23 protein-coding genes and 1 pseudogene are annotated in these 19,057 nt (G+C 58.0%); 4 read left to right on the top strand and 20 right to left on the bottom strand.

The window, feature by feature from the left end; translation table 11 throughout:
- Positions 1-127 precede the first annotated feature (127 nt).
- The 16 genes and pseudogenes from BC363_RS06515 to BC363_RS06445 all read right to left on the bottom strand — a co-directional run.
- A pseudogene (locus BC363_RS06515) lies at positions 128-454 on the bottom strand (hypothetical protein); the annotation flags it as partial.
- 321 nt (positions 455-775) lie between these two features.
- Positions 776-922, bottom strand: coding sequence for a hypothetical protein (locus tag BC363_RS35340; protein WP_167590817.1), 147 nt, complete (start codon positions 920-922; stop codon positions 776-778).
- A 354-nt stretch (positions 923-1,276) separates the two neighbouring features.
- Positions 1,277-1,627, bottom strand: a complete 351-nt coding sequence (locus BC363_RS06505) for a DUF2958 domain-containing protein (protein ID WP_139109973.1) — start codon at positions 1,625-1,627, stop codon at positions 1,277-1,279.
- A 65-nt stretch (positions 1,628-1,692) separates the two neighbouring features.
- Positions 1,693-2,016 (bottom strand): DUF736 family protein, encoded by a 324-nt coding sequence (locus BC363_RS06500; RefSeq protein ID WP_065784424.1) that lies wholly within the window; start codon positions 2,014-2,016, stop codon positions 1,693-1,695.
- Positions 2,017-2,530: 514 nt separating this feature from the next.
- Positions 2,531-2,740 carry a dodecin gene (locus BC363_RS06495; RefSeq protein ID WP_065784425.1) on the bottom strand — a complete coding sequence of 70 codons (210 nt, stop codon included), beginning with the start codon at positions 2,738-2,740 and terminating at the stop codon, positions 2,531-2,533.
- A 322-nt stretch (positions 2,741-3,062) separates the two neighbouring features.
- The gene (gene virB11 / locus BC363_RS06490; RefSeq protein ID WP_065784426.1) at positions 3,063-4,058 is read right to left on the bottom strand and encodes a P-type DNA transfer ATPase VirB11; all 996 of its coding nucleotides are present in this window, start codon (positions 4,056-4,058) and stop codon (positions 3,063-3,065) included.
- A gap of 10 nt (positions 4,059-4,068) precedes the next feature.
- A complete protein-coding gene (gene virB10, locus BC363_RS06485) occupies positions 4,069-5,241 on the bottom strand; it encodes a type IV secretion system protein VirB10 (RefSeq protein ID WP_065784427.1) in 1,173 nt (390 codons plus the stop codon).
- The gene (gene virB9 / locus BC363_RS06480) at positions 5,238-6,110 is read right to left on the bottom strand and encodes a P-type conjugative transfer protein VirB9 (RefSeq protein WP_065784485.1); all 873 of its coding nucleotides are present in this window, start codon (positions 6,108-6,110) and stop codon (positions 5,238-5,240) included. Before virB9 ends, virB10 begins: the two co-directional genes overlap by 4 nt.
- A gap of 5 nt (positions 6,111-6,115) precedes the next feature.
- On the bottom strand, positions 6,116-6,787 hold the full coding sequence (locus BC363_RS06475; RefSeq protein WP_065784428.1) for a virB8 family protein: 672 nt from the start codon (positions 6,785-6,787) through the stop codon (positions 6,116-6,118).
- A 329-nt stretch (positions 6,788-7,116) separates the two neighbouring features.
- The gene (locus BC363_RS06470) at positions 7,117-8,049 is read right to left on the bottom strand and encodes a type IV secretion system protein (RefSeq protein WP_065784429.1); all 933 of its coding nucleotides are present in this window, start codon (positions 8,047-8,049) and stop codon (positions 7,117-7,119) included.
- 5 nt (positions 8,050-8,054) lie between these two features.
- Positions 8,055-8,198: a hypothetical protein gene (locus BC363_RS35065; protein WP_161952442.1), complete on the bottom strand. Its 144-nt coding sequence runs from the start codon at positions 8,196-8,198 to the stop codon at positions 8,055-8,057.
- Entirely contained in the window at positions 8,195-8,887 is a 693-nt protein-coding gene (gene virB5 / locus BC363_RS06465; protein WP_065784430.1) for a P-type DNA transfer protein VirB5, read from the bottom strand. The genes BC363_RS35065 and virB5 overlap by 4 nt, the downstream gene beginning before the upstream one ends.
- On the bottom strand, positions 8,884-11,253 hold the full coding sequence (locus tag BC363_RS06460; RefSeq protein WP_065784431.1) for a VirB4 family type IV secretion system protein: 2,370 nt from the start codon (positions 11,251-11,253) through the stop codon (positions 8,884-8,886). The genes virB5 and BC363_RS06460 overlap by 4 nt, the downstream gene beginning before the upstream one ends.
- Positions 11,254-11,256: 3 nt before the next feature.
- Complete coding sequence (locus BC363_RS06455; RefSeq protein WP_065784432.1) at positions 11,257-11,583, bottom strand: type IV secretion system protein VirB3; 327 nt, start codon at positions 11,581-11,583, stop codon at positions 11,257-11,259.
- A gap of 5 nt (positions 11,584-11,588) precedes the next feature.
- Positions 11,589-11,885 (bottom strand): TrbC/VirB2 family protein, encoded by a 297-nt coding sequence (locus tag BC363_RS06450; RefSeq protein WP_065784433.1) that lies wholly within the window; start codon positions 11,883-11,885, stop codon positions 11,589-11,591.
- Between the two features lie 12 nt (positions 11,886-11,897).
- Positions 11,898-12,605 (bottom strand): transglycosylase SLT domain-containing protein, encoded by a 708-nt coding sequence (locus tag BC363_RS06445; RefSeq protein ID WP_161952441.1) that lies wholly within the window; start codon positions 12,603-12,605, stop codon positions 11,898-11,900.
- Between the two features lie 553 nt (positions 12,606-13,158).
- Here BC363_RS06445 and BC363_RS06440 point away from each other — a divergent pair.
- The gene (locus BC363_RS06440; RefSeq protein ID WP_244519811.1) at positions 13,159-13,554 is read left to right on the top strand and encodes a MarR family transcriptional regulator; all 396 of its coding nucleotides are present in this window, start codon (positions 13,159-13,161) and stop codon (positions 13,552-13,554) included.
- Positions 13,555-13,667: 113 nt separating this feature from the next.
- On the opposite strand, the gene BC363_RS06435 is transcribed toward BC363_RS06440, so the two are convergent.
- From BC363_RS06435 to BC363_RS06425, 3 genes are all read right to left on the bottom strand, one after another.
- On the bottom strand, positions 13,668-14,045 hold the full coding sequence (locus BC363_RS06435; protein ID WP_141690237.1) for a hypothetical protein: 378 nt from the start codon (positions 14,043-14,045) through the stop codon (positions 13,668-13,670).
- 4 nt (positions 14,046-14,049) lie between these two features.
- Positions 14,050-15,309, bottom strand: coding sequence for an aminotransferase class I/II-fold pyridoxal phosphate-dependent enzyme (locus BC363_RS06430; RefSeq protein ID WP_065784437.1), 1,260 nt, complete (start codon positions 15,307-15,309; stop codon positions 14,050-14,052).
- A gap of 169 nt (positions 15,310-15,478) precedes the next feature.
- On the bottom strand, positions 15,479-16,216 hold the full coding sequence (locus BC363_RS06425) for a response regulator transcription factor (protein ID WP_065784438.1): 738 nt from the start codon (positions 16,214-16,216) through the stop codon (positions 15,479-15,481).
- Between the two features lie 719 nt (positions 16,217-16,935).
- Here BC363_RS06425 and BC363_RS06420 point away from each other — a divergent pair.
- The 3 genes from BC363_RS06420 (at position 16,936) to BC363_RS35810 (ending at position 18,388) form a co-directional block, all read left to right on the top strand.
- Complete coding sequence (locus BC363_RS06420) at positions 16,936-17,169, top strand: hypothetical protein (RefSeq protein WP_065784440.1); 234 nt, start codon at positions 16,936-16,938, stop codon at positions 17,167-17,169.
- A gap of 531 nt (positions 17,170-17,700) precedes the next feature.
- Positions 17,701-18,189, top strand: a complete 489-nt coding sequence (locus tag BC363_RS35060; protein WP_065784441.1) for a hypothetical protein — start codon at positions 17,701-17,703, stop codon at positions 18,187-18,189.
- 10 nt (positions 18,190-18,199) lie between these two features.
- Positions 18,200-18,388, top strand: a complete 189-nt coding sequence (locus BC363_RS35810; RefSeq protein ID WP_065784442.1) for a hypothetical protein — start codon at positions 18,200-18,202, stop codon at positions 18,386-18,388.
- 248 nt (positions 18,389-18,636) lie between these two features.
- Here the strand turns inward: BC363_RS35810 and BC363_RS35805 are convergent, their stop codons facing one another.
- Positions 18,637-18,969 (bottom strand): hypothetical protein, encoded by a 333-nt coding sequence (locus tag BC363_RS35805; protein WP_083223559.1) that lies wholly within the window; start codon positions 18,967-18,969, stop codon positions 18,637-18,639.
- Between the last annotated feature and the right edge of the window lie 88 nt (positions 18,970-19,057).

The following is a 19,057-nucleotide window of genomic DNA, read 5'->3' as shown; positions in this document are numbered from 1 at the left end:
CTGCGGTGCTGCGCAGCCGAAATGGCTTCGCACCGCAACCCGCCGCTACCGCCGCAAATACCGCAACCAAAAACCGCTGGAGCGAACTCAAAACCGGATAAAACTTGGGGGCAAGGTCATCGACCATCAAGGCGTTGATCCAGCGTCCACCGTTGATGCGGTATTCATACGTGTCATAATCGATCTCGACGTCATCCAGCAAACTGATGGCGAAGCGCCCGAAGATCTCGATCTCGCCCTCCAGCTGAGAGGCCGCGAACTCGTCGTCGGTAAGAACCTGGCGTTCCAATGCCATTACGGTCTGAATCCGATGGATAGTCGCCTCGAGTCCTTCAATCAGCCGGTCATGACGCTCTCGGGAGAAATCGTCAACGCAGGCGATGCGGCCTGCGACGGCGATGAGCCGGAAGCCGGCAAGCTTGGTATAAAGCATGAGGTTCTGTTCAGATGTCATAATGTGATCTCCTTCATCTTGATGACGGAGATCGGCCACTCTGTGGCAAAGAGGGGTCAAGGACCGCGAAGCGGCTTGCAAGCGGGGGAACCGATTTTGTCGCTTGCGGCAAAATTGGGGGAGACCGCGCCGTCCTTGACGCCGGATTTGCTGGAGTAAAATAGGACTTCAGAGAGAGAAGAGACCCGCGGACCCGAAGGGGACGCGTCCGCCTCCGGCGTAGCCGGCGGGGAGCACCGAGGGGTGAAACCCCTGGCAGGCAGACAGATCGGTTGATCCGGCCAGGCTGGCTCCTGTGGCCGGCAGCTGAGAGCTCGCTCCCTATTCGGGGGTCGGCTCTTTGGCGATCTGCCGGGTGAGGTCGGCGAGCGCCGCCTCAAGCTCGGCTTGGATATGGCAGCGCTCCGCCTGGTCGGGGCAATTGCGGAGTTCGGCGCGCAGTTCCTCGATGTGCTGTTCGATCGTCATCGTCATCTCCTTGAATTTGCGAAAGATGACGCCGTCGGTCATGAGGGGTCGGAAGGGGTCAAGGCTCGCGTCACGCGACCGGCGGAGCCGGCGCGCGGAGGAGCCGATTTTGTCTCTTGCGGCAAAATTGGAGGGGCCGCGCGGCCTTGAAGCGTTCCGGCCCCTCATGGCACGCTGAGGTTTCTGAGCAGATAGGGTGGGTTGGGTATGCCACCCAGAACATGCTGGCGACTGGCTGCCCTCGCCTTTTGACAAGATCCGGTTACAGCTTCACGATGTAGCATTTCGCCAATGTCGACAAGGAAACCGGGACCGCAGCCTGCCGACTACGGTCCCTTCTGGCTATTTACTCAGCTAGGCGACAATCCGGCTGGCTGCAGTAGCGACTTTGGCATAAGCGGTAATTGTCCGGTCCGCTTTAAAGGTGATGTCCCGTTCGACGCGCAGGCCAAGGCGACCACGAACGGATTGTATCTCCGAGAGAAGAACGGAACCGAGTTCGGGGAACCCGACGCCGAGGTCGCAGAGCCCGAAGAGCAGATCGGGGTCCTCCGGTTCGGCAGAGGCGATCAACCATGTGGCGGCCGCGTCGGGCGTGAACAGTTTGACGAGCGGAAGCGGATCGAAGTCTGGATCGCGTTGGAAGCGCCGACCGTTGGTGATGAGGGCCGTGCGGATTTCATCGGTGATGAGGCGCATTGGTATTCTCCAGGATGAAGGGGTTGGACGGAGAGGCCCCGCGATCACCGCGGGGCCGGCGTATGCGCCGCTCAGGCTGGATCGTTCCAGAGGATGACCTTGCGGTTCGCCTCGCCGCCGGGTGCAGGCGCGACATTGCCGAAGATCACGCCGATCTCGGGCGCTTCAAGCTTGACCGAGAGGTATTCCTCGCCGGTGCGCTGCGAGTTCCGGTACCAGGCGGCGCCGATCTCGAAGCCAGTGCGGCGGTGGATGATGCGATAGTCAGGGGCGCCTTCGCTTGCCTTCTGGGCATTCGGGATGAGGGCGATTGGGGCGTTGACCTTGATGGTGGCGAAGAGACCTTCGAGGGTGCCGTCGGTCTTTTCGGTAAGGGTTGCGATCGTGGTGGCCATGATGCTGTCTCCTTCGGTTACTCGGGAACCATTCCCGATGGCGCCCGAAGAAGGGGCCGAGCCGCAAGTGTCACCGCAGCGAAGCGGAGGAAACCCCTTGCGGGTTGACACTGGACGCGGCCGGTCCCTTAGAAAGGCGACATCGAGAACGGGAATGGTTTCCGAGCGACCGATCGGGAGACGCGTGGTCCGTACCCGCATCGCATCCTAGCGTTCAAAACCGGCATTGGGGGTTGCACGAGGCTGGAATTTCATGAGCAACGCTATCGCCCGGAAATCATGCGGGGTTGGGAGGCCGCCGCGCGTTTCGTCATTAGCCGAGACAGCCGACGGACTGGCTCGCAAGATCCGCCAATGCCCGCGAGTTGCCTAAGATCACGCCGATCGTGCTTGCAGTGTGACCGAGAGGTCTTGCTCGCCGGTGTGCTGTAACCGGCATCCGCGGCCTCTATGAATACCCGATCGACAAGCGCAGACAGCTTCGTGCGTCGGAACAGACAACTGGCCCAGCGCGTCAATCGTCGATCCGAAATCCGACCTTCACAACCACCTGATAGTGCGCCACCGCGCCATCCTTGATGTGTCCCCGGATTTGATCGACCTCGAACCATTCGAGATTTCTCATGGTTTTCGAGGCCCGCATAATCGCCGTCTCGATCGCCTCGGTTAAAGAGACTTTCGAACTACCGATAAGTTCCACCTTCTTGTAGACATGGTCGCTCACGTTATCCTCCCATATTGGTTCAGGCTACGCTTGGCTTCAAAAGGGGCTCGTGGGCATCGCTCGACGGGATTGCTGCTCAATCGAGCGGGCATCGTCACGCCGACAACGCTGCGTCAAAAGTCTGCTTGCATTGAAATTCACTGCTAAACACCAACGATCCGGCAATACCCGGTTGTTGTCAAACAATGTGAGAGGCGAAGGCTGCGCCGCGGCCAAGTGATCAATCGACCACAATTGACCCGGTGTGCACTGCGCCGCCAGCCTTAAAGACATGGAGAGCCGGCCGAGAGCATACGACCCGGCGCTGCTGCGGCAGAAGGCACTACGCCGAGCGGCTTGACCATATCTCTGTCACCCGGAACTTCCCCTCTACCCGTTTGCATTGAATGACGACATCGACCAACATCTTCAAGAGGCTGCGGATATCGTCGCGTGCGAGGTCCTGCCCGCCGTCCGATTCCTTAACGAGGAGGGTCAGCTGCTCAAACGCGAGGGCTGCCGAGTCAGCGTGCACTGTGGTGATGGACCCTGGATGCCCGGAGTTGATATTTCGGATGTAGTAGAAAGCCGTGCCGTCGCGCAGTTCCTGCAGCAGGACTCGATCGGGACGCATCCGCAGGCTTGACTCCAGCAGTTCCTTGGGACCGATTTTCGCAAGGCCCTGTTCACCTTTCGAATAGTACAGCCGAACGTGGTTTGGTTGCGGTATGACCAACTCGGCTGTGTCCTCGATTGTGATAATCCGCTCGAACGTCGGAATGTGCTGGATCAGCGCCTTCGACAGCGTGGTTTTACCCGACCCGGTCGCTCCGGAAATAATGATGTTCTTCCGGGCGAGAACCGATTGCTTCAGGAACGCCGCATAGTTTCCTGCTTTGTAAAGCTGCGACAGTCTTCTATCCGCATTGTCGGGTCGATCATCCGCCGGCGCGGTCACGGCAAACAGCCCTGCTGCGTCGAGGCCGCTTAACGACAGAGACATCGATGAGGGTTTGCGAATGGTAATGCTAACCGTGCCTCTTGTTGTTGCCGGGGGGATAACGATCTGAATGCGCTCGTCGTCCGGAAGAGTTGCCGAAAGGATCGGCCTCGCCTCGTCGATCGCCTGATGCGAATGACTGGCAACCGCGCGGGCGAGACGCATCAGTCTGTCGAAGGTCAGTTCCGCAACGTCAAAGCGCGACCAGCCAGCGGTACCTTCGGCCAGGACTTCGCCCGGCCGGTTGATGACCACCTCATAGAGTGTGGGGTTTTGCAGCAACCCGGCGATCGGCTGGAGAAGCTGGCGCACGACAGGCGCATCGCACGTTCCCGTCACGCCCCTATCCTCATTTCGTGACCACGCGCTCGCGTTTGCTGAAGTCGCCGAGGACGGAACGATCGAGAATAATGTTGCGTGGCTCGGTCACCAGCAATTCATAGATCGCGGAAAAATCGAGATCACGCGCCACGAAAATCGACACGAGCTCGCCCTGATGCTTGTTTAGCGTTGGGGCAATATTGATCGATTGCTCGACGGCGATCGCTGCCGCTTGTCTGCCGCCGCTCGTCGTACCCTCCGTGTCGACGTTCTGATCCTGTAATTGCCTTCCGGCAAAGCTCGCGACATCACCAACGATCGACAGGAGCAAAGCACTGCCGAAACGCTCCCGCCAATGGCTGTCGACATGCCCGTCAAAACCGGCGCGACCGAGCGCATCGGTTGCGGGTGAAGCAAGCGCGATGATGACACCTGTTGGCGTTTTCGCACGGTTCCAGAGGACGAAGAGCCGCTTCTGGCCGCGCCGCAGACCGCCACGGTATTCGCCGACAATCTGCGTGCCCTTCTCCATCAGCACCACACGGCCGTTATCCGAGAAGACGTCGCGATTGATGACACAGCTCGCGAAGCCAGGCTGGTCAGAAGACAGCGCCGTTTCGAGCACGCAAGGGATCGAAGTCCCCATTGCAATGATATAGTTCCGGTTGCCGAGATGTCCGGCGCGCGAACCTTCGAGCCGTGTCGGATTCAGCATGCGGTCGAAACGCTGATCTTCGTTCTCGCCTACCTCGCCGCCAGGCGTGCCGTTAATGGGCAGATAGGTCGAAGCTTGATCCGGCGCTGACTGCGTGTATTCGGAACGGCGATCGATGCCTTGGCCGGCGCTGAAGGCCATGACTGGCGCTCGCCGGGCAGATTCCAGAAGCTCGTCCTTTTCGGGTTCGATGGGCGTTCCGGCGACAACCGGGGTTGGCAATTTGACTTCGGGTAATGGCTCCACCGTCTTCGGCTCCTCTTTTGCTGGCTCGAAGTCCGTTGCTTGCCGGATAACCACCCGCTCCTCACGATTGGCATTTGGGTCAAGGGTCTGCGAACGCATCTGCCACAGCCCGAAACCGATGAAGGCGAGGATAGCTGCAACGACGGCGCCGCGCCTGAGAGCAGGGTTGCTGTCGATCCCTTGGGGAAGCTGGGCATGTCCGCGTTCGCCGGGAATCGTCGTTGGAACATCGTCGGTCATTGAACGTCTCTTTGAGCTGTGCCCTCATCTGGTGCCTTGACGACCCTCTCCACCGATGGGGATGTCGTATGTGTACCGGGGTTGTACCCGCCAAGAGTATGGGCTTCGTTGAAGACGCAGATCACATCCACTCCCTGACGCAGGATGAACTTGCGGCTGATGGCATGAACGAGCACTAGACCACCGGAGACGGATTTCGGGACGAGACTTTCACTTCCGTCGGAGTTCTCAAGATAGATTGCCGGGATCTCCCGATTGTCGGGGAAAACAAACGTTGTAAGCTTGCCGTTGTCGTAAACGGCCTGCGGTTCGATCGCGGCAGATCCTTGCATCGAATATTGCCAGTTGCGCGGGCCATATTGCTCATGGAGCGCCAAAACGTCATTTGCAGCGCCGGCCTTCTCGGCTTGGCCTCGGGCGTGCGCTTCCAGGCGCCGGCGCTGCGCCTCGTCGGCGGGATAGCGGTACTTGACATAGAAATAGGTATCTTGCCCGGCAGCAACGGAGCCGTCGCGCACCGTCAACTCCATCTGGTAACTGCGCTTGGAGCCATCCCGTCTTGTCGTGACTATGGAGACGTTGGTAATCGGCTGGTTCTCGCGGGGTTTTAGGAACAGAATATTTCCGGCCGGCGCCACCTCCCAGGCTACCGAATTGCCGAGCGCCACATGTGCGATCTCCTCGTTTGGCGCAAACTCCACCTGCACCGACGAGCGGAGTGTGCCGACGATGCGGGTGATGTTGTAGGGCTGGTAGTTGACGAAACGAACACGGTTGTCCTGCCCGGCGCCGCTCGGGATATCGAGGGCCAAGGCGGGATGAAACACCGCGGTGACGGCGACAATGGCGGCAAAGACTGGCAATGAAATTGTCTTCAATTGATCGCCTCCGGGTCTGCCCGATAGTCACTGACGACGAAGCCAAGCGGATTGACCAGCCGGTCGGTCGAGGAGACCGGGGCGTTGACATAGGAGTAAGTGATCGTCGCCACCCAATGGGTCGTACGGACATCGTCTGCACGGGTGATGGTGCTGAGATAGCGCACCGACACGACGCTTGCGTTGATCAGGGAGATCGACTTGATCGTGACTTTCGCCGTCGAACCGCGCCCGTAAACATTTTGTGGGGAGTGGGGATTGCTGCCGCGGTAAAGGGCGGCAAAGCGCATCTGCTCGGGTTGTGCCGACAGGAGCGAGACGGTCTCGAAATTCTCCTTAGCCTCCGACCAAACATAGCCTTCGCGCGCCCTGACATAGCGCGCAGCAAAATACTTCGTCACCGCTTCGTCGTAGCTTGCAGCCCCCGAGGTCAGGGCCGACACCACGTCGACAATCCCGGTCGAGTTGTCAACACGCACGACGAATGGCACGGCCGTCTTCAATGGCGCGAGCGCGGCGACTGCAAAGACGGCGGCGCTGGCAACGCAGCTCGCGACAATCGCAATAACCCAGGCAATTCGTGCCGAACGTTCGACGCTTATCAAGCGATCATGATCGAAACGGCGCGCCCTGTCGAAATACGCCTTCAAACCATCGGAGGTGATCATTGGCGCCCCAGCTCGCCTGCGCATTTGCGATAGGATGCGCGTTCGTCAAACTCCTCGAAGGCAGCGGGACCTCGCTCTTCAGGCAAGTAACCGAGCGGTTTGGCAGCACGCTGTTTGCCGCCCTCCCATTGCCACATTGAACGGTTGAGCGGGCGTTTGGCGTATCCGTCGCATTTTGGGAGATGAGAAGTCATGGTGTTGCATCCGCTGACCAGGGCCAACAATAAGAGGCAGGAGACAGTTCGCGGCATATCGAGCGGTATCCCTTGTTCATCCATTAAGAGGGCGCAGCGCCGTTGAGGCACCTTGCTGGAAGAGCATTGGCAGGATCACGACGTGTCGTGTGCCGACAAGCGGCGAACGGCGGCGCCCATGCCGCGCCGCGCGGTGCGCTGGACGGCTGCGGCTGCGGAGATGAGCGTACTGTCATGAGCGTCGCGTGCCACAGAGTAGCCATAGGTGAGCGACGCACCGCCGGCGGCAAGCGATGCTGCGATACCGGGGAGCTGATAAAAGACATAGAGGCTTGCGATCCCAATTGCTCCGATCGCTATCGGCCGCATCAAGACGTCCTCATAGGCTTCGACCGTGGTGATCGACGTGTCGAGCGTCGTGATCAGCAGCGAGCCGACCGCAACGACCAGGATCTGTAAGATAACGTAATTGACCAGTTGGCCGATCCAGGCTTCGGTGAAGCGCCGCGTGCTCTGAAACATCGCCAGTGCAATGAAAATGGGACCGAGTGCCAGAATGATTGCGAGTGCGACGCGGGCATAGAGGGAGACGACATAGCCGATGGCAGCGACGATGAATGTAATGACGACCATCACTAGGCCACCGAACGCGGTCGCGATGTCGAGCGGCCAAGAGCTTCTGTTCCAGATCTGGGTGGCCGACGCCTGCCCCTTGTCGAGCAGCGCATCAAATGTCGAAGCGCTCGGTACGGCGCCGGAGTTGAGCGCGGTGGAGATTTCCTGCGGCAGACTGGTGAAGAATAGATCAGTTACAAACGCCCGATAGTCCGCAGCATTGCGCACGAGCATCACCAAGATAGCGAGCTTGATCGCGCGGTAGGCAAACTCCAACACAGGCGCTTCAATGGACCCTCTGAGAACCAGATAGCCATAGAGGACGACATAGAGCACGAGAGCCACCGTCAACGGCCCCGCCACCCACGTGCTGATGTTGGATGTTCCGGAAGAAATGAAACTCTCAAGTGGAGCCTTGAACTGATTGTCGAGGAAAGCAAAGACCTGGTACATTCGCCTTAGCCCCCAAGCGCCTTGTTCATTCGCTCGAGCCGGGCCTTGCCACCGGCCGCCTCGGCGAAGAGGTTCAAGTCGGTGAGAACCGGTTGACGGTGCGAGCAGGCGGCAAGCAACAGCAGACGGGTCAATATCGACTTTGTCATTTGAGCGCGGCTCCCATTGCGTCCATCCGTTTGCGCCAGTCTTCTGCCTGGCGTTGCAGATCAACCTGAACCTGTGCTTGCTGGATCATCTGCAGCGCCTGCATGCGCAGGGTGTCCGTCTCGAGGAAGGCGGTCTCGGCAAGCAGCCGGGCCTGAAGGTCTGCTATGTCCTTGGCATCGCCGGCTGCAGCAATCTGTTTGCGCAACTCGTCGATGCCGTCGATGCGCTTGGTTGCCGCGTCATAGATCTGCTGCCCGAGGCTCATCTGACCGGCGTTGCGGCTCTGCATGCGAGCAAGTTCTGAGGCGTAGAAATCGTTGGCGCTGGTTTTATAGATGCTGTTGTCATCGAGGAATTTCGTGGCGGAATCGCCAAAGGCGCCGGCGCCTGTCCCCTCTAGCAACCCTTGGACCTCTGAGAAGTCGTGGGGTAGCGCGTTGCGGATCGCCGGATCGTTCAAGATCGTTGCGATATCAGCCATATCGGTCAGTTTGTTCAGGGAGCCGTAAAGCTGCTGGGCCTGATCAAGCTGCGCCTTCATCGTGTCCAGTTGCTTGGTCAACTGGGCTATGCTCTCTATGTGCTTGGCGATTGCAGCGTTGTCGACAACCGGGATCCCCTGCCCTGAGGCCCCTGTTGCATAAAGCGCTGCGGCTGCAGCGATCGTCGCTGTCTTCTTCCTGATCATGAGCTTGTACTCCTCATTTGCTGGAACAGCGGCAACCAGACGGACGGATCGTCTCCCACGTCTGCACGGATGCGATCCGCCAGTTCGACATTGGCCGTGCGCCCGGACAACACGGCGAGTTCATCGTCGAAGCCTGCGAGATTGAGTTCGGCGACAACACTGTTGTGGCCCTGCTTGACGATAAACCGTCTGGCATCGTTGGAGAGCGCGCGCGATATCAGTTCGAACTCGCGTTCCGTCAGCTTGAAACCATCGACATAATCGGCATGACTTCCACGCGCATTCGGCATGAACAGCTGTGTCGGGCATTGCTCGATGATCGTATGTGCAATCGGTGAACCGATAGCGTCGCGTGGGCTTTGCGTGGCAAACACCATCAATCCGTTCTGCTTGCGTATCGTCTTCAGTTTGTTTTGAGCAAGGTCGCGGAAGGCCTCGTCGGCAAGCGCTTTCCAGAATTCGTCGATGACGATGATGATCCGCCGGCCGTCGATCAACTGCTCGACCCGATAAAACAGATAGGCCATCAGTGGCGTGCGGATTTCCTCATTGTCGAGGAAATGAGTCATGTCATAGCCGATGAACTTCGCGCCGATTCCTATGTCGTCGGCCTCATTGTCGAACACCCAGCCAAGCGGCCCCCCTTTTTCCCAGCGACGCAGGCGCGCCGCTATGCCCTCGGGATCGGTGTTGTCGAGGAAAGCGCGCAACGCCCCAATGGTTCGCTCATCCCGCGAAAGGTCGGCAATTCCGTCGATGGCGCCGGCAATATCGCGAACTTCGGTGACGGAGAGCTCACGCTGTTTCGAGCCGACGAGCTTCGCGATCCATTGGGACAGAAAGACCTTGTTTTGCGGCGTGGGTTCAAGGCCTTTAAGTGGTGCGCATCCGGTCGGAGTACCATTTCGCAGAGGCAGATAAATCCCGCCTGCGGCGCGCACGAACAGATCGGCGCCGCGGTCCTTATCGAAGAAGACAATATGCGGATCGTGCTTCTGCAACTGCGAGAGCATGAAGTTGACGACGACGGTTTTGCCCGATCCTGTCGGTCCGCAGACGAAAGTATTGCCGAGATCGCCATGGTGGAAGTTGAAATAGAACGGCGATCCGGACGCCGTTTTCAGGAGAGCGACGGCGGGGCCCCATTCGTTGCCGTGCTTCTGACCGCGGGGATAGGAATGGAACGGAGAAAGGGCGGCGAAATTTTTGGACGTGATTGCGCCGGAGCGGGCTCGATAGCGAAAATTGCCCGGAAGCTGCGCCCACCAGGCTGCTTCGAGCCCGAGATCCTCACGGGCAACGACTGCACCCCCATTGGTGAGGTGCGCGCGCGACTTTGCGAGATTGTCATTGAGTTCTGTCACCGAGGGCGCAAAGACTGCGAGCGTCAGATGATGTTCGCCTAGGGCGAACCGGTTTGATTCCAGATCGTCGAGGGCGTCTGCAAGCTCGTGCAGTTGTGAATTTGCCCTGTCGCCGGCGCTGACCATCTGGTTCTGCTTGCGCCCCATGATCACCTTGGCGTCGGCTTTGCTGACAAAGACGAATGACTGAGTGAGAATGAGCTCGAACGGTGCCGTCAGCAGGCCATCAAGCATGCCAGTGCGGGTACGCGCCGGGTACTCCTTAAACCCGAACATGCCGGCGAAACGGCTCGCCGCTTCGTGTCGTATCTCGGCGGTTTCCCGGCCAATGATGACCCGGTCGGAGTAGATCGCTGAAGAAATGCGCCCTTCCGTGAGCGGGATCGGCTCTCGCCTGCCGCCGACAAGTTGATGGAGCACCTCACTCGGCTCGGAAAAGACAATGCCGTCGCGCTCATAGATCGATAAAATCCGCGGCGCGAACCGCGCCAAGCCGGCTGAGACGTTGGTTGTCACGTCGACCAGATGTTTGAGGGCCTGGCGATCAAGTTCGAAGCCAGTGGCCCGTGCCCTCTTTAGCCTCGTCAGCAGCGATGTGATCCTGCGGGCAGGACGGCGGGCCGGATGCCACACCAGCGTCAGATAGAGATCGTTGCGGAAGAGATCCTCGTCAACCATCCTGGCGCGGTATCTTCGATTGAGACTGTCGGAGAAGGCATTGGCATAAACGCCCTGCGGGTAGTCATTGTCGCGCCGGCGGATGACATGTGCCCATAGCGCCAGCCGCTCGTCGGCGATGTTGCGATAGAGCGTGTTGAGATCGCGGTGAAATGCATTGATATCGAGGGGATCGGCAGTTTCAAAAGCGATGCCTTCAAGGGCGATGACCGTCATCAAAGCGCGAGAATCGAGGCCAATGACGGTCTCGCCGATGTGACGGACGTAGGGAATGAAGGTTTCCGGTTCCAGCTCGCGGGCTTTGAACTTAGCAAGACTAGGCAAGGTCTAGATCCTTCCAGCCATAATATGATGGAGGCGCAAGGGAGTGACGGTCGAGCCTCCCCAAAGAACCGCGTTGCGCGTCCTGCCTCGCGTTTCGACGCAGGCAACGAGGACGCGAAACATATTATGGTCGTGCTTGACGAGCGCTTTGAAAGCGAGATGGACAACCACGCCAACGAGGGCATAGGCAATCGAGCCGGCGGCGATGAACAGGGTCGTCGTCAGCATCATGTTGATCGCCATCGCCTCCATCGTCACCCCGGCAACCATGATGGGACGCGTGCATGCAAGAAATAGCGTGTCTTCCTCAACAGCAGCAGCGCGCGACATGAGCATCATCCGACAATCGTGTTGACGAGTTCGGTGGCGCCGAAGATGCCGCCGATACCGATGATCCAGAATCCTGCCTTGCGCAGATCCATGTAACCGAACATCCAGGAGATGCAGATGACAATGATGGCGATAACCGCGAGCAGGCGGGCGATGTTGCCGGTCAGCATATCGACAATGTTCTGAAGCACGTTTTCAATGCCAGCGGCCTGGGCGAACGCTGGTTCCATCATCGCCAAGGTCGTCGCTGCAGTGATTATTGTCGACGCCGCAACAGCTTTTAGATGCGATCGCAAGGACATTCGAAACTCCCTTTATTGTTTGGAAAAAACGAGAACCGAAGTGCCCGCTTCAGAAGCGAATACATCCCAGTCATTCTGACCGCCGGGGTACAACGGCTGAACCTTGTGTGCCTTTGTGACTTCGTCGAGCGGCGCGACTTCATTCGGCATTGGGTCAATGTCGCCGCCGCCCATCGCTCGGTGTGGCGACAGCGCCTGCCGCGTGACATCTTCCAGCGCCAGCGTTGCCAGGCGTGGCTTCAACCGCTCCTTCTCTTTTTGGACACGGCGGTCGTATCCGACGATTTCGCCGATCTTTGCATCGCCTCGACCGAAGTAGGCGCGCAGCGTGACGGCGTCGAGCTCTGTGCCTTGGAACCCCGCGCGGTCTGCAGCGATCCTGTATTGCGTCAGAAGTTGCGCGGTGGCCTTGAGGTTCTTGCACGGGTCAAAGCCATCGGCGATGCTCATTCCCATGCTCGCAAGGTCAGACGGGCTTATGCCCCCGAGCCCGAGATCTACGCTCTTTCCCTCGGCAATGAGCCTGGCCGCAATATCGGCGGCTTCGCCGATATTGTGCGGGGGGGCGCCGAGCGGATAGTCACTGTTGATACGGATCGCCAACGGAGCAAGTCCGCTTTCAATGCTGACGACAGCCGCCAGGGTCTCGCTTGAGATCGTCGGTGCGCAGGTCTCAGCCAATACGACGAATAGGACGGGCATCGGATCAAAACCAGACACGTTGCGGCGCCACCCCATCAATCGTTAGGTCGACGAAGCGGGGGCGTTGGCGCACATGGGGCGGTTTCTGCCGGTATGCTACGCAGACGCGTAGTCCTTGTGCCCGTTCCCATTGACCCGCCTGCCGCCCGTCCTGCCACCGCCTTGTGCAACTGTCGTTGCCTGTTGGGACCGGCTGCAACGAAACGCAGGTCACCTCGCGGCCGCGGTCTGCGTTGCGCTGGCGCAGCCGATACCCAGCTTCGCAGTAATAGGGCTCATAACCCGGACGGGACGCTCGAAAACCGATACCGCTACAGACGGGAAAGGACCGCCCCTTCGCCAAATGTTTCCAAAGCTTGTGGATTGACGGCCGGCATTCCACGAACTCGGTTGGCCCACCAGGGTTCGACAGGCAAAGAAGGACTTCACATGCCCAATTATCCGCATAGGATTTAGTCTCGCAAACGGCATATATTGCAATCGACAAAGAGCCGGACATGACGATCTTAGAGGTGCTGAAGACCATGCGAATACCTCGCGAAGCAAGCAGAGAGACCTTTGGGGGAGCGATTTGTCGGATCGCCTGCGTGTCACAAAAATGATAGTTAAAGCCACGCCAACATCATTTGACGCCCGCTGGCAGAGCATTACGTTTTCGTCGCTCGCAATGAGCGAGATCATGGACAATCCAGTAGAGGGGGAGACCCCGCAGGCCCGCCTCAAGCAGCTGGGAATGCTGAGCCTGCTTTATAACTTGCACCTGGCCAACATCCCGCTGACGCTAACAAACATCACGGAAAGAACTGGATTGACGAGGGGCGGAGCGGCAGAGCCGATCGATCAGCTGGTTGCCCGCGGCCTTTTGAGCGAAGGCTGGGCGAAGAACGCGCTCGGACGGGGCAAGGCCCGCGAATTCGAGATATCGGATACGCTTTTTGCAAGACTGAAGCAGGCCACCTCGCCTTGAGCGGCAATAGACTTTTCTTGATCACAGTCGATCACTCCATTCGATGGCAGTGGAAGCGGGCTGGTAGGTGCAGCCTTCACTGGCGTGAGAAACTCCATGTTTCGCGCATGTGGTTAAACTGGAACTGAAATCCGACCATGTTCAGGAACGTGCGGCGACCGCAGGCGTTCGAACTTGGCGGCATGCCACAGCAGCAAGGTTGGAAGCGTCGGGTGGATGGAACTAAGCTCCACGGCCAGAACGTCTTCGATCGCGATACGCGTGAGGAGGTCGCTTGCCTCCACAAGCAGAAACAATCGTTTACCGCGCGCCCACATTGTGATCTTCCCGCCAGTGACAAATTTGATGAGATCGCCATCGTTCGTCTGGAGCAGGTGGCCAAGCGCCGGACGTTCTGCCAGGCGTCTGACGACATATGCGGCTCCAGGAACCTCAATGCACAGCTCGCTGGCGGTCGTGGGCAAGGCGAATCTAGCGGTAGAAGTCAGCATTTGCTCACGCCTCCGCTTGCTCAAACTCTTCGAGGACCGCGGCGATCGCTTCGCCGATTGCCTTGATATCGCCCTCGCTATGTCCCGCTGTTGGACATATGCGCAATCCGGCCCGTCCCTTTTGAACAGTCGGGAAGAAAATTGCCGATGTGTAGAAACCTCTATTCAGCAAAGTTCGCGCCGCCGCGATTGCCCTTAATTCGTCTCCGATCTCGACTGTTCGTATCGGCAGTGACGAGCCTCTCTGCTCCGTTGGGACGAGGCAGTCAAAAAGGGCAATTCGTGACTGCAGCTCAAGCTGCAGATTTTGAAGTTCCGGCGTGCGATGCAAGGCTTGGGATGCAAGTGCAGCACCGATCGCCGCTACATTCAGAGATGCAGAAAATGCATGGGCAACCGCGAACCTGCGAAAGAGCTGTTCCTGGTGATCGTTGCCGAGCATCAGCAATCCGCCTGAGGCGCCAAAACCCTTGCCTAGGGATGCTGCAATAATCGTGCGGTCACCGAGCGAACCGTCAATCTGCGACCGGGCATAACCTTCGCCGTTGCCTCCGAAGATGGAGATGCCGTGGGCGTCGTCGACATAGAGAAACAAGCCGTAGCGATCCTGCAGGTGGCGCAGTTGCTCGAGCTTGACACAGCCTCCCATGGAATAGACGCCGTCGCAAATGTAGGCAACCGCAGGGTATTTTTTACAATGCGCCTCGAGCGCCTCGATGTCATTGTGCTCAATCGTCTCGACCTTTGTTTCACCAGCGAGTGTTCCCTTGTGATAGGCAAGCGTTGCATGGGCGAGGCGATCGAGAACCATCACGGGCTTGGCGCCACCTGTCAGGTGACCGGAAGCGATCAACGGAAGTGCACTCATGTTTGCGGCCAGCACCGTGCTGAAGGCAATCACGCGCGCATCGAACAACTCAGACAAGGCCATCTCGAGTTCGCCGATGATCGCGAAATTGAGGCGCGTTCGCGCGCATGACCAATGCAAGGCACCGTAATTGTTCAACGCTTCGATTGCGCCATCGATAATCTTCGGATGATTATCGAGCCCCAGATAGGAGCAGCGCACGAAATCAACGACACGGCGCTCGCCTTCATGCGGCAGAACGACAGCCCGACCGGCTGAGGGCCGCGCATAGAGCGCCATGAGCCCATGGAAATGCGCAGCATCGAAGTGGCTTCGCGAATGGCGAATGAGGCTATCAGTATTCCGGTGAAGGCTCCTGCTTGCGCCGTTCGGACCGGTCTTGGTGTTTATCGACATTTCGTGCCTCCAGAACATGAATTGACTGGAGACTGGCTGTTGCGACGAGCCAACTCAACGAAGCATTGTACAAATATTTTTGAATATTATGTAACGTATAAAGTCAGACATTTAAACAATAGTCCACGATATGCTGTATTATAAGATACTGAATTCATAATATACAGTATTATGAAATGAAACCTTCACCCATAGAGCGATTGAGCTCCACGGCGTAGCCAGACGCTCTGACTGTCCGGATGAGATTACCGCCGGTCAGGCGTCGTAGCGAACGGCGCAGGTGGCCGATGTGCACATCTACGGTGCGCGACTGAACATAGAGGTTTGGCGGCCAGGCGATCTCGATCAATTGTTGGCGGGAGAAGACGTTGCCAGGAGCCTCGAGAAGCCGGCTCAGCAACTTGAACTCAATTGGTCCAAGCTGGAGCTCGCGCCCTTCATATTTCACCAGCCGCCGCCCCACGTGAATTGTCAGCCCTCCAAACGCCAATGTGCCTGTCAACGTTTCCGTCAACGGCGTTTCTATCGCCGCCGCCCGTGCGGTAAACTTTGAAAGAGAATGAAGATAATTCAACAGCCTAATCGGCAACACGGGCCGCACGAAGTTTTCATCCACGCCTGCCTTCAATAGATCCAGATAATGCCGCTCGTCGCCGGCTGCAACGAGGGCTATCGTTGGGATTGCGGCGGTAATCTCGTTGGACCTGATCGTCGCGCATGCCCTTAACGTCGATGCCGCGTCTGTGCCTGTATCCAGGATAATCGCCTCGGGCTTCATCGCCGCCGCTTTCTCGACGACCTCTTCTTCGCTGGCCAGCGTTGTTTGGAAGCCATCGACGTTCAGGATGTGCGTGAGCAGGAGGTAGATGTCCACGTTGCGCGGGCAGATAAGGATCAAAGGCTTCATCGCGAAGCCTCCGCGACTGTTGCTCGCTGACGTTTCATTCGTTGCCTCACATTTTTTGATGTCACAAACGTAATTCTTAGCAGGTCGGCCAATTCATTTTACCCCCAAAATTCTACGATATTCACGGTATTTTGTTGGCGAAACGTCATGAACTGCAGTGTTCTTTCTTTATGATGATGCACCAAAATTCAAAGCCGTTGCCAGCCTTCGCATCATCGTTTGCTCTGGTGCTCTGTCTGGCTATGACCGAAACGCTTCATGTCAGGCCTAGGCGGCCTGGCTCGGCTACTGCGATAAACAGGGATCTATTTTTCTGTTGGCTTTATGAAGGGCCGACCAAAATCGAGCGCAGCGCTTGTGATCGCCACCTCGATCGATGAACTCGGATCTCCGAGCCGATGCCGTGTGCGGCGAAATCCTTCAACCGCAGCAAATGCCGGATTCTGAGCGGCTGACCTGCCGGCTTTTGTGATGTTTTCCTTGAAGGTCTTGCGCAAAGTTCGCGTGCCGGGATGCGTCTAAAAGTTGTTGCCAAGGCCCGCCCTTGACCGCTATCTTTAGGGCTGTCGATCGCCGACGAGGACAAGCATTCGCGGTCGAATAAAGATTGCCAGGGACGACACGATAAGAACCGCCAAGCGGCTTCTGTGGCTCACGGATACGGAGTTCCAACGTCCGGCAACATCAACATCACCTGCCGGACAGCAGGGAGATTGAGCTTGTCCAAAATTCTCGTTAGATCGTCCGGCATCAGTGATACGGCCGGAAAGGATGGCATCTGGAAAAACTTCGGAGCCGAGGAGGCGGTCGCCGCCGCAATCGATCTTTATGGTCCGCAGGCCGCGACAGCCGCCGCTTATTGCGCACTGGATGCGTGGACTGAGGCGCGTAGCGATGACTACAAATTCTGGTTTGAGGTATTTTCAACGCTGAGAGATCGTAAGGCGACTTAGTGTGAGCGGAGAATGACACATTTGGTGGAAAATGAAGGGAGCTGGCTCGTCCAAAGTCGCTTCCGTCGTCATCCACAACGAAGATGGTGAACATCCCTCCTCGTCAAATTTACTCTCAGTTGGAACGCAGGCGGGTCGCAGGTAGTCCGTTTCCTGTTCCGGCAAGCGCTCGATTATCCCCCCGGCTCCACGGATGGCTTGGATCAATCGGCCTGCCAGCGATCTCGCAACCAATAACGTGACCTCGGCGTTAGGCGGTCGTGGTGAGGTTTGCAGACGCTCTCAAGGTTGTCGGGGTTGCTGAAAAGCTCCAGCATACCCTTGCATGGAACGCGATGGTTCACCACTGCCGCTTCGAGAACCTCTTCGGTTTGAATCCATCTCTCACAAAGCGGATGTAGCGTTAGCGAATATTGGCAAAGTTCTCCCAGTGCGCGCTTTCGACCGAGCGATGCCTGGTAGAGCGGGCCGCCATGCGATCAACCTTGCCGGACATCAGCTCCCTACATTGAAAACCACGAGCTGCGCTCCATGTACCTATTTGAAAGCCACACGTTGGAGGAGAGCCGGCATGAACCGGAATACTGCAATTGGTCTAGTCGTCGCCGTTGTGATCATCATCTTGGCGGTGATGTTCCTAATGCCAGGGACGAACGACACAGCGACAGAAACGGCAACGCCGCCGGCAACCACCACGGAGCCGACTACGACTCCGTCTACGACGACGCAGCCGTCGACAACTACTCCGTCCACTACGGAGCCGACTACGACCGCACCATCGACCACCACACCATCAACGACTCCGTCCACTACCGAGCCATCGACAACGACGCCGTCGACGACAACACCGGCGCAATAACGAAGGCGGCCGCTCGATCCTGTAAAAAGGAGAGCGGCCGCACAATTGCCATGTCGCGAGACAAGGCGCGCCACGACAATCGGAATAACCCAAAGTGGCTATGCCTTAGTTTATTCCCCGCTACATTAGACTTTAGTAGGATGGCCGAATGTAAATCGTAGGGAGGGAAACATGGAGCGCGTAGAAACCGAGAAACTCGTTGCGGAGGCAGCAACCAAAGTCTGGTCAGTAAGCGATTTCTGCAAACGACACCACCTCTGCTACGAGGAGGAAAAGAGGCTTAGGTACCTATTTGGTCACTTCGCTACTGCCCGCGAGCTGCTGCACAACGCACAGCGCATGCCGAAGTGGCGGACCTGAGCAAATGTCGAAGCCGGAATCGGTATTTGGTCGAGCTTTAGTCTGCCCTGATGAACAGAGCGCCTACCAGGCCGATCACGACAACACACTGTAGAATGAACATCGGCCATTCTTCTGACATCTCGGCATCCTCCTGCAAGGAGGATTTATGCCGATTGCGGCAGACGTAAAGGGTTGGAGCAATCCCGGCGACCTACGACGCGCGGGGTCGGTGCATTGACGTGCTGGCGTGCTGCGCTCGCTTCCCGCTAGAAATCGAAGTAGATGGTGACGCCCGACCGCCGGTGGTAACGGTAATGGTCACGATAGCCGTAGTACCTGTCACGATAGCCGTAGTACCCGTATTGGCGCGGGTAGCACCTGCCGTAGTAACCGCATGAACGCCAAGCGTGTCGCCTATCCCAGCGGCGATCCCACCGACGATCCGCGCGCCATTGACGATGACGCCAGTGGTTGACCTGTTCGACGGCACTTGTCTGCACTTCTACGGGTTTTGGCACGAAAATCGGAGCGGCGCTTAGCGGTAAGGCGAACGACGCAGCTAAGCCGATCGCTGCGAGGGCGGATAAGAGCTTTTTCATAGCAAACTCCTCCTAACTGCTATCACATTGAGCTAATCAGCCTGAACCGCCGATGAACGGAAGCACGTGCTACGATCATATGGGGGAG

Origin of the sequence: Ensifer sp. LC384 (genome assembly GCF_001695865.1) — a bacterium.
Lineage (GTDB): Bacteria > Pseudomonadota > Alphaproteobacteria > Rhizobiales > Rhizobiaceae > Ensifer.
The sequence above is the reverse complement of the archived record's forward strand: the minus strand, read 5'-3'. Positions and strand labels throughout refer to the sequence as shown.

What these genes read in the sequence shown, in the direction of transcription:
- BC363_RS35340 (WP_167590817.1), bottom strand. Translation starts at nt 922, where the DNA reads ATGACGATCGAACAGCACATCGAGGAACTGCGCGCCGAACTCCGCAAT.
- BC363_RS06500 (WP_065784424.1), bottom strand. Translation starts at nt 2,016, where the DNA reads ATGGCCACCACGATCGCAACCCTTACCGAAAAGACCGACGGCACCCTC.
- virB10 (WP_065784427.1), bottom strand. Translation starts at nt 5,241, where the DNA reads ATGACCGACGATGTTCCAACGACGATTCCCGGCGAACGCGGACATGCC.
- BC363_RS06475 (WP_065784428.1), bottom strand. Translation starts at nt 6,787, where the DNA reads ATGATCACCTCCGATGGTTTGAAGGCGTATTTCGACAGGGCGCGCCGT.
- BC363_RS06470 (WP_065784429.1), bottom strand. Translation starts at nt 8,049, where the DNA reads ATGTACCAGGTCTTTGCTTTCCTCGACAATCAGTTCAAGGCTCCACTT.
- BC363_RS35065 (WP_161952442.1), bottom strand. Translation starts at nt 8,198, where the DNA reads ATGACAAAGTCGATATTGACCCGTCTGCTGTTGCTTGCCGCCTGCTCG.
- virB5 (WP_065784430.1), bottom strand. Translation starts at nt 8,887, where the DNA reads ATGATCAGGAAGAAGACAGCGACGATCGCTGCAGCCGCAGCGCTTTAT.
- BC363_RS06455 (WP_065784432.1), bottom strand. Translation starts at nt 11,583, where the DNA reads ATGTCGCGCGCTGCTGCTGTTGAGGAAGACACGCTATTTCTTGCATGC.
- BC363_RS06450 (WP_065784433.1), bottom strand. Translation starts at nt 11,885, where the DNA reads ATGTCCTTGCGATCGCATCTAAAAGCTGTTGCGGCGTCGACAATAATC.
- BC363_RS06435 (WP_141690237.1), bottom strand. Translation starts at nt 14,045, where the DNA reads ATGCTGACTTCTACCGCTAGATTCGCCTTGCCCACGACCGCCAGCGAG.
- BC363_RS06430 (WP_065784437.1), bottom strand. Translation starts at nt 15,309, where the DNA reads ATGTCGATAAACACCAAGACCGGTCCGAACGGCGCAAGCAGGAGCCTT.
- BC363_RS06425 (WP_065784438.1), bottom strand. Translation starts at nt 16,216, where the DNA reads ATGAAGCCTTTGATCCTTATCTGCCCGCGCAACGTGGACATCTACCTC.
- BC363_RS35060 (WP_065784441.1), top strand. Translation starts at nt 17,701, where the DNA reads ATGTACCTATTTGAAAGCCACACGTTGGAGGAGAGCCGGCATGAACCG.
- BC363_RS35810 (WP_065784442.1), top strand. Translation starts at nt 18,200, where the DNA reads ATGGAGCGCGTAGAAACCGAGAAACTCGTTGCGGAGGCAGCAACCAAA.
- BC363_RS35805 (WP_083223559.1), bottom strand. Translation starts at nt 18,969, where the DNA reads ATGAAAAAGCTCTTATCCGCCCTCGCAGCGATCGGCTTAGCTGCGTCG.